12 protein-coding genes are annotated in these 12,531 nt (G+C 68.6%); 4 read left to right on the top strand and 8 right to left on the bottom strand.

Annotation, left to right across the window (positions count from 1 at the left end; translation table 11 throughout):
- Positions 1 to 51: 51 nt before the first annotated feature.
- Entirely contained in the window at positions 52 to 831 is a 780-nt protein-coding gene (locus tag BW949_RS01230) for an SDR family oxidoreductase (protein ID WP_076363105.1), read from the bottom strand.
- Between the two features lie 163 nt (positions 832 to 994).
- Here BW949_RS01230 and BW949_RS01225 point away from each other — a divergent pair, with 163 nt between their 5' ends.
- The gene (locus BW949_RS01225) at positions 995 to 1,987 is read left to right on the top strand and encodes a Hint domain-containing protein (RefSeq protein WP_076363669.1); all 993 of its coding nucleotides are present in this window, start codon (positions 995 to 997) and stop codon (positions 1,985 to 1,987) included.
- A gap of 144 nt (positions 1,988 to 2,131) precedes the next feature.
- Here BW949_RS01225 and BW949_RS01220 read toward each other — a convergent pair whose 3' ends face one another.
- The 5 genes from BW949_RS01220 to BW949_RS01200 form a co-directional block, all read right to left on the bottom strand.
- A complete protein-coding gene (locus BW949_RS01220) occupies positions 2,132 to 3,415 on the bottom strand; it encodes a pyruvate dehydrogenase complex dihydrolipoamide acetyltransferase (protein ID WP_076363668.1) in 1,284 nt (427 codons plus the stop codon).
- Positions 3,416 to 3,440: 25 nt separating this feature from the next.
- On the bottom strand, positions 3,441 to 4,778 hold the full coding sequence (locus BW949_RS01215) for a pyruvate dehydrogenase complex E1 component subunit beta (protein WP_076363104.1): 1,338 nt from the start codon (positions 4,776 to 4,778) through the stop codon (positions 3,441 to 3,443).
- 12 nt (positions 4,779 to 4,790) lie between these two features.
- Positions 4,791 to 5,792, bottom strand: coding sequence for a pyruvate dehydrogenase (acetyl-transferring) E1 component subunit alpha (gene pdhA, locus BW949_RS01210; RefSeq protein WP_076363103.1), 1,002 nt, complete (start codon positions 5,790 to 5,792; stop codon positions 4,791 to 4,793).
- Between the two features lie 255 nt (positions 5,793 to 6,047).
- Positions 6,048 to 6,344: an FtsB family cell division protein gene (locus BW949_RS01205; RefSeq protein ID WP_076363102.1), complete on the bottom strand. Its 297-nt coding sequence runs from the start codon at positions 6,342 to 6,344 to the stop codon at positions 6,048 to 6,050.
- 228 nt (positions 6,345 to 6,572) lie between these two features.
- The gene (locus BW949_RS01200) at positions 6,573 to 7,763 is read right to left on the bottom strand and encodes a phosphoglycerate kinase (RefSeq protein ID WP_076363101.1); all 1,191 of its coding nucleotides are present in this window, start codon (positions 7,761 to 7,763) and stop codon (positions 6,573 to 6,575) included.
- Between the two features lie 153 nt (positions 7,764 to 7,916).
- Between BW949_RS01200 and BW949_RS01195 the strand changes: the two genes are divergently transcribed.
- Together BW949_RS01195 and BW949_RS01190 are read left to right on the top strand one after the other, a co-directional pair.
- Positions 7,917 to 8,423 carry a peptidylprolyl isomerase gene (locus BW949_RS01195; protein ID WP_076363100.1) on the top strand — a complete coding sequence of 169 codons (507 nt, stop codon included), beginning with the start codon at positions 7,917 to 7,919 and terminating at the stop codon, positions 8,421 to 8,423.
- Entirely contained in the window at positions 8,416 to 9,018 is a 603-nt protein-coding gene (locus BW949_RS01190; RefSeq protein ID WP_076363099.1) for a peptidylprolyl isomerase, read from the top strand. Before BW949_RS01195 ends, BW949_RS01190 begins: the two co-directional genes overlap by 8 nt.
- A gap of 192 nt (positions 9,019 to 9,210) precedes the next feature.
- Here the strand turns inward: BW949_RS01190 and tyrS are convergent, their stop codons facing one another.
- Complete coding sequence (tyrS, locus tag BW949_RS01185; RefSeq protein ID WP_076363098.1) at positions 9,211 to 10,461, bottom strand: tyrosine--tRNA ligase; 1,251 nt, start codon at positions 10,459 to 10,461, stop codon at positions 9,211 to 9,213.
- A 63-nt stretch (positions 10,462 to 10,524) separates the two neighbouring features.
- On the opposite strand from tyrS, the gene BW949_RS01180 reads away from it, so the two are divergent.
- Positions 10,525 to 11,643, top strand: coding sequence for an anhydro-N-acetylmuramic acid kinase (locus BW949_RS01180; RefSeq protein WP_407947217.1), 1,119 nt, complete (start codon positions 10,525 to 10,527; stop codon positions 11,641 to 11,643).
- Between the two features lie 97 nt (positions 11,644 to 11,740).
- Here the strand turns inward: BW949_RS01180 and BW949_RS01175 are convergent, their stop codons facing one another.
- On the bottom strand, positions 11,741 to 12,529 hold the full coding sequence (locus tag BW949_RS01175; protein ID WP_076363097.1) for an enoyl-ACP reductase FabI: 789 nt from the start codon (positions 12,527 to 12,529) through the stop codon (positions 11,741 to 11,743).
- Positions 12,530 to 12,531 lie beyond the last annotated feature (2 nt).

Below are 12,531 nucleotides of genomic sequence, written 5' to 3'. Positions count from 1 at the left end.
TAACAGCCCCCCGGCCCCTGTGCAACTCTGTCGCAGGGCGCGCGGAATGTCTCAGAGCGTGATATTCGTCGTTCCGCCATCGACCAGGATGTTCTGGCCCACGATGAAGCGCGCAGGCTCGCCGCACAGGAAGGCGCAGATCGCCCCGAAATCGCGCGGATCGCCATAGCTGCGGGCCGGGATCGTCTCCATCCGGCGGCGGGCGACCTCGGCCATGGTGATGCCTTCGGCTGCGGCCACGCGCGTATCCAGCGCGGTGGCGCGGTCGGTCGCATGCAGCCCCGGCAGCACGTTGTTGATGGTGACGCCCTGCGCCGCCACCTGCCGCGCCACGCCGGCGACAAAGCCCGTCAGCCCCGCGCGCGCGGTGTTCGACAGGCCCAGTTCCGGGATCGGCGCGCGCACCGATTGCGAGGTGATGTTGACCACGCGCCCCCAGCGCCGTTCGAGCATGCCGGGCAGGACCGCCTGCATCAGGAAGATGGGGGTCAGCATGTTGGCCTCGATCGCGGCCTGAAGGTCGGCGCGCGCCCAGTCGGCCCAGTGGCCGGGGGGTGGGCCGCCGGCATTCGTCACCAGGATGTCTATGTCGCCCGCCTGCGCCAGAACCTCGGCGCGGCCGGTGTCGGTGGTGATGTCGGCCGCGATCGGGGTGACGGGCACGCCGAAGCGGTCGCGGATCTCGGAGGCGGTGCGCTCCAGCGCCTCGGCCCCGCGCGCGTTCAGCACGATCCCCACGCCGGCCTCGGCCAGTGCCAGCGCCGCCCCGCGCCCCAGGCCCTTCGATCCCGCGCAGACCAGCGCGCGGCGTCCCGCAATCCCCAGATCCATCTCGTGCAGCCTTTCCGTTGCAGCCCGGCACGGGCCTTCCCTTGACCTTGGGCCAACCTTGCCCTTAACCAAGGCGAGGATAGCGCCCGCCAGCATAGGGCCTTCGCCCCGCCGGACGCCAGAGCGCGCGTGCCGATCCCGGCCGCCGATGACGGAGACCACCATGACGGATGCCCTTCCCGGTCAGGCTGCCCATGTCTTTCCGGCCGATCTGATCTGGGTCGTGACGGGCGCCAACCAGGGCGACGGCCTGGGCCTGCCCGAGGATTGCGAGACCGGCGATCTCTATCAGCTCGAGCGCGGGGCCGAGCCTTTGCGGCTGATGCTGGCCCCGGCCGAAGGCGGCGCGCGGCTGGCGGCGGGGTCCGAATTCGGCCGGCCCGGCGATGCGGTCAGCCTGCGCGCGCGCCATGTGCTGATGGCGCCCGACGGCGACATGATCGACGTGCTGATGATCGTGCACGAGCCGGAATCGACGCTCTATGCGCTGCCGCTGTCGCCGATGGCGCCGCGGGTCGATTATACGCTGATCGAAAGCCTCGAAGACCCCGGCGAGGTGCGCCTGGCCGATCTGGTCTGCGTGGCCTTCACCACCGGCACGATGATCACCATGGCCAGCGGCGCCCAGCGCCCGATCGAAAGCCTTGGGCCCGGCGACCGGGTGCTGACCCGCGATTCCGGCCCCCAGCCCATCCGCTGGATCGGCAAGGCGCGGCTGAAGGCGCTGGGCAGTTTCGCGCCGGTGGTGATTGCGGCGGGCACGCTGGGCAACGAGGGCGATCTGATCGTCAGCCCGCATCACCGCATCTTCCTCTATCAGCGCGGCGAAAAGCGGCTGGGCGCCACGGCCGAGGTGCTGGTGCAGGCCAAGCATCTGGTCGATGGCGAGAATGTCTGGCGCCGCGAGGGCGGCTATGTCGATTATTACAGCCTGGTGTTCGACCGCCACGAGATCATCTATGCCGAAGGTATCCCCTGCGAAAGCCTGATGGTGTCGGAAAAGACGCTCGAGCTTCTGCCCGAGGAGATCGCGCAGGATCTGCGCGCGCGCTTTCCGGGGCTGGCCCATGCGCCGCATTTCGGCTCGGAGGCCGGGCGCGAGGTGCTGGACGAGGTGGCCCGCGCCGCCATCTTCCGCAGCCGCGATCGGGGCTGACCGGGCGCCGGACTGACTGTCGGGGGCTGAAAGGGCCGGGGGGCTGAAAGGGCGGGGGGCTGAAACGGAGACGGGCGCGCCCGGTTGCCCGAACGCGCCCGTTGCCCTGTCGCAGTCCCTGTCCTGGGCCTCAGGCCAGGATCCTCAGGCCAGCATGCCCAGCGGCGCTTCCAGATGGCACACGATCGCGCCCAGCAGCTCGGCTCCCAGCGCGCCGTCGATCACCCGGTGATCGACCGACAGCGTCAGCGCCAGCGTGGTCGCCACCGCAAGGGTGCCATCCTCGGCCACGACCGGGCTTTTCACGCCCGCACCCACGGCCAGGATCGCGGCCTGCGGCGGGTTGATGACCGCGTCGAAGCTTTCGATCCCCATCATCCCCAGGTTCGAGATGGCAAAGCTGCCGCCCATGTATTCGGCAGGCGCCAGCTTGCGGTCGCGGGCGCGCGCGGCCAGATCCTTCATCTCGGTCGAGAGCGCGGCCAGCCCCTTGGTCTCGGCGTCGCGCAGAACGGGGGTGAAGAGCCCGCCCTCGACCGCGACCGCGACCGCGACATCCGAGGCCGCCATCTTCAACACCGCATCGCCCGCCCAGACAGCATTGGCCGCGGGCACCTGTTGCAGCGCCAGCGCCGAGGCCTTGATGATGAAATCATTGACCGACAGCTTGACCCCGCGGGGCGCCAGCGCCGCGTTCATCTCGGCGCGCAAGGCCAGCAGCGCGTCGATCCGGGCGGTCCGGCGCAGATAGAAATGCGGGATGGTCTGCTTGGCCTCGACCAGCCGCGCGGCGATGGTGCGGCGCATGTTGTCAAGCGGCAGCGTCTCGTAGCGCCGCCCCTCGTAGAGCCGCGCGACCGCACCGGAGGAAACCGGGGGGGACGCAGGCGCGGCTTGCGGTGCCGAGGCCGCAGGTGCGGAGGGCGCCGCGGTCGCGGCCGGAGTGGGGCTTGCGGCCTCGACATCGGCCTTGCGGATGCGACCCTGCGGGCCGGTGCCGGTCACGGACGCCAGATCCAGCCCCTTGTCGGCCGCGATCCGGCGGGCCAGCGGCGTGGCGAAGATGCGTGTGCCATCGCCGCGCGTGGCCGGCGCCGGGGCGGCGGGGGCAGGCGCCGGGACGGCGGGGGCTTCGGGCGCAGGGGCCGCCGAAGCTGCCGCCTCGGGCGCGGGCGCCGCGGCGGGGGCGGCGGCCTCCTCCTCGCCCTCGACCGCCAGTTCGGCGATGGGCGCATTGACCTTCACCCCGGCGGCGCCCTCGGCCACCAGAAGGCGCGTGATCGTGCCTTCATCGACGGCCTCGAATTCCATCGTTGCCTTGTCGGTCTCGATCTCGGCGATGACCTGGCCCGAGGTGACGCTGTCGCCCTCCTTGACCAGCCATTTCGCCAGCGTGCCCTCTTCCATGGTGGGCGAGAGCGCGGGCATCAGGATTTCCACGTCGTGTCCCCCTTCAGCGATAACAGACCTGGCGCACCGCGGCGATCACCTCCTCGGGGGTGATCAGCGCGTGGCGTTCGAGGTTGGCGGCATAGGGCATGGGCACGTCCTTGCCGGTGCAATTGAGAACCGGCGCGTCCAGCCAGTCGAAGGCCTGCTGCATGATGACCGCGGCCAGGTGGTTGCCGATCGAGCCGACGGGCCAGCCCTCTTCCACGGTCACGCAGCGGTTGGTCTTGCGCACCGAGGCCAGCACCGTCTCATAGTCGATCGGGCGCAGGCTGCGCAGGTCGATGACCTCGGCCGAGATGCCCTTGCCCTCGAGGCGCTGGGCAGCCTCGAGCGCGTGGCTCATGCCGATGCCAAAGGACACGATGGTCACGTCCCGGCCTTCGCGGGCGATGCGCGCCTTGCCGAAGGGGATGGTGAAATCCTCGATGATCGGCACTTCGAACGAGCGGCCATAGAGGATCTCGTTTTCCAGGAAGATCACCGGGTTCGGGTCGCGGATGGCCGATTTCAGCAGGCCCTTGGCGTCGGCGGCGCAGAACGGCATGACGACACGCATGCCGGGGATCTGCGCATACCAGGCGGCGTAATCCTGGCTGTGCTGGGCGCCCACGCGCGCCGCCGCCCCGTTCGGGCCGCGGAAGACGATGGGGCAGCCCATCTGCCCGCCCGACATGTAGAGCGTCTTGGCAGCCGAATTGACGATCTGGTCCATCGCCTGCATGGCGAAGTTGAAGGTCATGAATTCGACGATGGGGCGCAGCCCGCCGAAGGCGGCGCCGACGGCCAGTCCGGTGAAGCCATGTTCGGTGATCGGCGTGTCGATCACGCGGCGCGATCCGAACTGGTCCAGAAGCCCCTGGCTGATCTTGTAGGCGCCCTGATATTCGCCGACTTCCTCGCCCATCAGGAAGACGGTCTCGTCGCGGGCCATTTCCTCGGCCATCGCCTCGCGCAGGGCCTCGCGCACGGTCATGGTCCTGGTCGGCGTGCCCTCGGGCCAGTCGGCGGCGGGGACGGGGGGCGCGTCGGCCGCACGGGCCGGGGCGGGCGCAGGGGCGGTGACCGGCGCGGGGGCGGCGGCGGCGGTGCTGGGCGCGCCATCGCCCGCAAGGCGCGCGATCGGGGTCGACACCCGCACCCCCGAGGCCCCCTCGGCCACCAGCAATTCCTCGACCACGCCGTCATCGACGGCCTCGAATTCCATCGTCGCCTTGTCGGTCTCGATCTCGGCGATGATCTGGCCCGCCGTCACTTGGTCGCCCGGCTTGACCAGCCATTTGGCCAGCGTCCCTTCCTCCATCGTCGGAGAGAGCGCGGGCATCAGGATTTCCACGGTCATCTCGGCCCCTCCTCAGGCGATGATGTCGGTCCAGAGCTCGGATTGATCCGGCTCGGGGCTCTGGCGGGCGAAATCGGCGGCCTCGCCCACACGTTTCTTGATGTCGCGGTCGATGGCCTTGAGGTCATCTTCGGTGGCATGCCCGCCCGACAGCAGCATGGTGCGCACATGTTCGATCGCGTCGCGCTCGTCGCGCATCTTCTGCACCTCCTCGCGGGTGCGGTATTTCGCCGGGTCCGACATCGAATGGCCGCGGTAGCGATAGGTCATCACCTCGAGGATATAGGGCCCCTTGCCCTTGCGGCAGTGCGCCACCGCCCGCGCGCCGGCCGCGCGCACGGCCAGCACATCCATGCCGTCCACCTGTTCGCCGGGGATGCCGAAGGCCTCGCCGCGGCCAAAGAGCGTGGTCGATTTCGTCGCCCGCGCCACCGAGGTGCCCATGGCATACTGGTTGTTCTCGATCACGAAGATGACCGGCAGCATCCACAGCTCGGCCATGTTGTAGGTCTCGTAGACCTGGCCCTGGTTGGCCGCCCCGTCGCCGAAATAGGCAAAGGTCACGCGGCCGTTATCCAGATACTTGTCGGCAAAGGCCAGCCCCGCGCCGATCGGCACCTGTGCGCCCACGATGCCATGTCCGCCGTAGAAGTTCTTTTCCTTCGAGAACATGTGCATCGAGCCGCCCTTGCCCTTGGACAGCCCGCCCGCACGGCCGGTCAGCTCGGCCATGACCCCGCCGGGGTCCATGCCGCAGGCCAGCATGTGGCCGTGATCGCGGTAGGAGGTGATGCGCTTGTCGCCCTCCTCGGCCACGGATTCAAGGCCCACGACGACCGCCTCCTGGCCGATGTAGAGATGGCAGAAACCGCCGATCAGCCCCATGCCGTAAAGCTGGCCGGCCTTTTCCTCGAACCGGCGGATCAGCAACATGTCATGGTAGAACTTGCGCAGCTCCTCGGCGGGGACATTGGCGCCCGCCTCCGCGCCGCTCCCGGTTGTCTTGCGCGCCATGCCGTCCTCCGTGCGTGCAATCGTTCAAGGCTAAACTATTCCCGGTCCGGGCGTGGCGCAAGGGGCGGCTGCGACATTCTGCCATGCGGCGGTGGAAAGGCGCGCAGCCGGACGGTGGGGGGGTGGGGGCGGAAGACGGTGGGGCCAGGGGCAGCGCTTGCGGCCGGGCCGGCACAGGGTCCGGGGCCGGGTGCAGCGGTGACAGGCCCGGCCTGCGCAAAGGTCGGGGTGGGGCAGGCCGGCGGGGGAACAGGGTCAGCGAATGACGATCTCGTCGGCGCGGGTGGCGCCCAGCACGTCGCGGGCGCGCTCGTCCAGCAGGTCAAGATCGAGATAGGCATCCGACAGGCGCCGGGTCAGGTTCTCCATTCGCGCCTGCTCGGCTTGCAGCGCGTCGCGCTCGGCCTCCAGATGGGCGATCTCGGCCTCGATCTGCACCCGGCGGAAGACGCCATAGGAGCCCTGCACCGCGGCAAAGGTGAAATAGGTCGCCAGGACAAACGAGGTGGAGATGACGAGAACCGGCCCCCAGGCCGGACGGCTGCGCTGCATGGCTTTCTGCCTCTGATTGACTGCTCGGGTTCTGCTGTCGCCGCATTCGGGCGCCGCCTCTGAGGGGCGAATGGCGCGCATCTTGCCACAAATGCGGCGCCGGGGGAATTCCCTATCGGGCAGGTTTGGCCGGGAAAAGGGGGGCGGGAAAAGGGGGGGCGGGGCAAAGACCCACAGGAAAAGGGCCGCCCCCGCGGGACGGCCCCCTGGCACGCGCCTGCGCGCGCCTCAGTCCATCAGCGCCTTGACGCCGGGCAGTTCCTTGCCTTCCATCCATTCGAGGAAGGCGCCGCCCGCGGTCGAGATATACGAGAACGCCTCGGCCGCGCCGGCCTTGTTGAGCGCCGCGACCGTGTCGCCGCCCCCCGCCACCGAGGTCAGCGTGCCCGCCCGCGTCAGCTCGGCCGCCTTCTGCGCCGCGGCATTCGTCGCCGCGTCAAAGGGTGCGATCTCGAAGGCGCCCAGCGGGCCGTTCCAGATCAGCGTCTTGCTGGCCTCGAACACCTGGGCAATGGCGGCCACGCTTTCGGGGCCGGCATCCAGGATCATCGCATCCGCGGGGCATTTCTCGGCCGGGACGGTCTCGTTCGCGGCATTGGCCCTGAATTCGCGCGCCACGACCACATCCACCGGCAGGTGGATGGTGCAGCCCGCGGCCTTGGCCTTTTCCTCGATCTCGCGGGCGGTCTCGGCCATGTCGCGTTCGGCCAGCGACGTGCCGACCTCGATGCCGCGGGCCACCAGGAAGGTGTTGGCCATGCCGCCGCCGATCACCAGATGGTCGACCTTGCCGACAAGATTGCCCAGCAGGTCAAGCTTGGTCGACACCTTGGCCCCGCCCACGACCGCCACCACCGGACGCACGGGATCGCCCAGCGCCGCCTCGAGCGCCTTCAGCTCGGCCTCCATCAGCCGCCCGGCCGCGGCCGGCAGACGATGGGCCAGGCCTTCGGTCGAAGCATGCGCCCGGTGCGCCGCCGAGAAGGCGTCATTGACATAGATCTGCCCCAGCGCAGCCATTCCGGCGGCCAGCTCGGGGTCGTTCTTTTCCTCGCCGGCGTGGAAGCGGGTGTTCTCGAGCAGCAGCACCTCGCCCGCGGTCAGCGCCGCCACCGCCTTCTTGGCCGGCCCGCCGATGCAATCCTCGGCGAATTTCACCGGGCAACCCAGCGCCTTTTCCAGCTCGGGCGCCAGCGGCGCCAGGCTCATCTCGGGCACGACCTGCCCCTTGGGGCGGCCGAAATGCGCCAGCAGCACCGGCTTGCCGCCCTTGCCCATGATGTCGCGCACGGTGGGCACGATCTTCTCGATCCGGGTGGCGTCGGTCACGCGGCCGTTCTCGACCGGCACGTTGATGTCCACGCGAACCAGGACGACCTTGCCGGCCATGTCCATGTCGTCGAGCGTCTTCCAGCCCATTGCGTTCTCCCCTCGCAGATTGCGCTGCAACTTGCCCCGCGACGGCGGGCTTCGTCAATGCCTTGGGCCGGCGCGCGCCCATGCGGCGCTTTGCCCTTTTCTTGGGCGCGCCGAGCGCCTAGTTTCGGGGCGACACAGGCTCTGGAGGGCAATATGGCCGAGATCAAGGACCCCGAAAACACGATCATCATCGAGCTCAAGGACGGCCCGGTTGTGATCGAGCTTCTGGCCGACGTGGCGCCGAAGCATTGCGAGCGGATGAAGGAACTGGCGCGCGCGGGCGCCTATGACAACGTGGCCTTCCACCGCGTGATCGAGGGGTTCATGGCGCAGACGGGCGACGTCAAGCACGCCAATATGGAAAAGGGCTATGATCCGGGCCGCGCGGGCACCGGGGGCTCGAATCTGCCGAATCTTCCGGCCGAATTCTCGAAACTGCCGCATGACCGCGGCACGATCGGGGCGGCGCGCGCGATGGACCCGAACTCGGCCAACAGCCAGTTCTTCATCAACTTCCGCGACAACCATTTCCTGAACGGTCAATACACGGTCTATGGCCGCGTGATCTCGGGCATGGAACATGTGGACAAGATCGTGCGCGGCGAGCCGCCGGCAAACCCTGACCGCATGGTCTCGGTCAAGGTGGCGGCCGATGCGTAAGCGCAGCCTCCTGGGGGCTCTCGCGGGCCTGGCGCTGGCCGGGCTTGCGCTGCCGGGGGCCGCTCTGGCCGAAAGCGGCTCGGGCGTGGCCAACGGGCCGGGCCCGGATCTGGTGCTCGAGATCGCGGGGGCCTCCTCGGGGCGCGTCGTCATCGACATGCTGCCCGATGTGGCGCCGAACCATGTCGCCCAGATCACCGCGCTTGCGCGCGAGGGAGCCTATGACGGGGTGGTGTTTCACCGCGTCATCACCGGCTTCATGGCGCAGACGGGCGACGTGCGCTTCGGCAAGCGTGGCGGCGATCTGCGCATGGCGGGGATGGGGGGCTCGGACCGGCCCGACCTGAAAGCGGAGTTCTCCAACCGCTCCTTCGCGCGCGGCATGGTCGGCATGGCGCGTTCGGCCGATCCCAATTCGGCCAACAGCCAGTTCTTCATCATGTTCGCCGATGCGCCCCATCTCGATGGCCAATACACCATCGTGGGCCATGTCGTCGAAGGCATGGAGGTCGTGGACGCGATCAAGAAAGGCGATCCGCGCCGCAACGGGATGGTGGAAGATCCCGATTACATCCTCCGCGCCACGGTGGAGTGAGAAACCGGGGAGGGGGGCTCTGCCCCCCGTCTCCTGCGGAGACTCCCCCCGGGATATTTGGACCAGCTCGAAAAAGCAAAAAAGGGCGCCTGTCGACGGGCGCCCTTTTTGTCAGTCCTGATTTCGAACTGGTCCAAATATCCCGGGGGGTGAATTGGCCGCAGGCCAAGCGGGGGGCAGCGCCCCCCGTCCTTATCCCAGCTGCACGCGGGCGTGCCGCTTCTTGCCGGCGCTCAGCTTGACCGGCTCGGCCAGATCGGCCGCGGCGAACATGCGACCGGCATCGGTGCAGGTCTCGTCGTCGACCTTCAGCCCGCCCTCGGCAATCAGCCGCTTGCCATCCTTGCCGGTCTTGGCCAGCCCCGAACGCACGACAAGTTGCGCAAGGCTGATGCCTGCGCCGATGTCGTTGGCGCCAAGGGTCAGCGTGGGCAGATCCTCGCCCAAGCCCCCCTTCTCGAAGACCTCGCGCGCGGTGGCTTCGGCCGCGGCCGCGGCCTCGGCGCCATGCAGGAGCGTCGTCACCGCATTGGCCAGCACGATCTTGGCATCGTTGATCTCGGAGCCCTCGAGCGCGCCGAGCCGGTCGCATTCCGCGACCGGAAGCTCGGTGTAGAGCTTGAGGAACCGCCCCACGTCGGCATCGGTCGTGTTGCGCCAGAACTGCCAGAATTCATAGGGCGAGAGCATCGCCCCGCTGAGCCAGACGGCACCCCCCGCCGATTTGCCCATCTTGCGCCCGTCCGAGGTGGTCAGCAGCGGCGAGGTCAGCCCGTAGATCTCGCGGTCGAGCACCCGCCGCGTCAGGTCGATCCCGTTGACGATGTTGCCCCATTGATCCGACCCGCCCATTTGCAGCACGCAGCCGTAGCGGCGGTTCAGCTCCAGGAAGTCATAGGCCTGAAGGATCATGTAGTTGAATTCGAGGAAGGACAGCGATTGCTCGCGGTCGAGGCGCGACTTCACGCTTTCGAAGGACAGCATCCGGTTGACCGAGAAATGCCGCCCGATATCGCGCAGGAACTCGAGGTAGTTCAGCCCGTCCAGCCATTCGGCATTGTTGAGCATCAACGCCCCGTTCGGCGCGTCCGAATAATCGAGATAGCGGGCAAAGACCTGCTTCATCCCGGCGATATTGGCGTCGATCTGTTCGGGCGTCAGCAGCGGGCGTTCCTCGGAACGGAAGGAGGGATCGCCCACCTTGGTCGTGCCGCCGCCCATCAGCGTGATCGGCTGGTGCCCGGTCTTTTGCAGCCAGCGCAGCATCATGATGTTGAGCAGATGACCCACGTGCAGGCTGGCCGCGGTGGCGTCATAGCCGATGTAGGCGGTCACGACACCTGCCGAAAGGGCCTCGTCAAGGCCCTGATAATCCGTGCAATCGGCCAGATAGCCGCGCTCGATCATCACGCGCATGAACTCGGATTTCGGGTGATAGGTCATCGTGCTTGTCCCCCTGTTGCGCCCTCGCGTATACCGGGGGGGCGCGGCAAGGGAAAGGGCATCATGCACAAGCCTGCGGTCTGGGCCCTGGGGGCCATGTCGGGAACCTCGCTCGACGGGGTGGATGCCGCTCTCGTGCTGACGGATGGCGAACGGATCGAGGAATTCGGCCGCACCGGCTATCGTCCCTATTCCGAGGCCGAGCGGCGGACCTTGCGCGCCGCGCTTGGCCGCTGGCCGGGCGAGGAGGGCGTCGAGGCGGCCGCCGAGGTCGTCGAGATCGCCCATGCCGAACTGCTGTCGGATTTCCCCGAAGCCGAGCTGATCGGCTTTCACGGCCAGACCCTGGCGCATGACCCGCGCGAGCGCGGCACGCATCAGGTGGGCTCGGGCGAGGTTCTGGCCGAGGTTCTGGAACGCCCGGTGGTCTGGGATTTCCGCACCGCCGATGTGCGCCTGGGCGGGCAGGGCGCGCCGCTGGCGCCGTTCTTCCATTTCGCGGCGGCGCGCTGGGCGGGGCTGCGCGGGCCGGTGGCCTTTCTCAACATGGGCGGCGTGGGCAACATCACCTGGTGCGATGCGGCCGCGCCGGCGGCGGAATGGCCGGGCGCGTGCTTGGCATTCGACACCGGGCCGGCCAATGCGCCCATCGACGATCTGATGCGCGTGCGCCGGGGCACCGCGCGCGACGACGGCGGCCAGCTGGCGCTGTCGGGCACGCCCGATGAGGCGATCGTGGCGGCCTTTCTCGAACATGCCTATTTCCTGCGGATGCCGCCGAAGTCGCTCGACCGCAACGACTTTCATTCCCTGTTGGCGGCGGTCTCGGGGCTGGGGGATGCCGATGCGGCGGCCACGCTGGCCGCCTGTGCCGCCGCCGCCGTCGCCCGCGGGATGGAGCATTTCCCGCGCCCGGTCGAGGCGGTGCATGTGACCGGCGGCGGGCGGCTCAATGCCGGGCTGATGGTGCAGCTGGATCAGCGCCTGCCCTGTCCCGTGGCCCCGATCGAGGATCTGGGGCTCGATGGCGACATGCTCGAGGCGCAGGCCTTCGCCCATCTTGCGGTGCGCGTGGCGCGCGGGTTGCCGACCTCGGGGCCGCGCACGACGGGGGTGTCGGCGGCGGTGGGGGGCGGGCAGATCAGCCGCCCGCGGCCGGGCCGGCTGGCGCAGCTGTCCTGAGGGGGCGCCGAAATTGAAAAGGGACGGCCCTTCGCGCAGGTGCCGTCCCCTTTGTCGTTTCCGAAGGCCCAGGCGGCCAAGCTTCAGATGCCAGGGCCTAGATGTTGTCGGGCTGGGGCATGCCCAACACATGATAGCCGCAATCGACCATCAGCACGTCGCCCGTGGTGCAGGCCCCGTGATCCGAGCACAGGAACACCGCCGCGCCGCCCACGGCCTCGAGCGTGGCGTTCTGGCGCAGCGGCGCATTGGCCTCGGTGTGGCGATAGGTCTTGCGCGCGCCCCCGATGGCGGCCCCGGCCAGCGTCTTCATCGGGCCGGGGCTGATCGCATTGACGCGCACGCCCTGCGGGCCCAGGTCATTGGCCAGATAGCGCACCGCACTTTCCAGTGCCGCCTTGGCCACGCCCATCACGTTGTAGAACGGCGTCACCCGGTTCGAGCCGCCATAGGTCAGCGTGACCAGGCTGCCGCCCTCGGGCATCATCTCGCTGGCGCGGCGGGCCACGTCGATGAACGAGAAGCACGAGATCGAGAGCGAATTCTTGAAATTCTCGCGCGTGGTGTGGATGAACCGGCCGGACAGCTCGTTCTTGTCGGAATAGGCGATGGCATGGATCAGGAAATCCATGCTGCCCCATTCGTCCTTCAGACGCTGGAAGGCCGCATCAAGCGAGGCGTCGTCGTTCACGTCGACATCGACCAGCAGGGACGATCCGACCGAGGCGGCCAGCGGCTCGACGCGCTTGCCGAAGGCCTCGCCCTGATAGGAGAACGCCAGTTCCGCGCCTTCCTCGGCCAGCGCCCTGGCGATGCCCCAGGCAATCGAGCGTTCGTTGGCGACCCCCATCACGAGGCCGCGCTTGCCCTTCATCAGATCTGCCATGA

It is taken from the genome of Phaeovulum vinaykumarii (assembly GCF_900156695.1).
GTDB classification, from domain to species: Bacteria; Pseudomonadota; Alphaproteobacteria; order Rhodobacterales; family Rhodobacteraceae; genus Bieblia_A; species Bieblia_A vinaykumarii.
The sequence above is the reverse complement of the archived record's forward strand: the minus strand, read 5'-3'. Positions and strand labels throughout refer to the sequence as shown.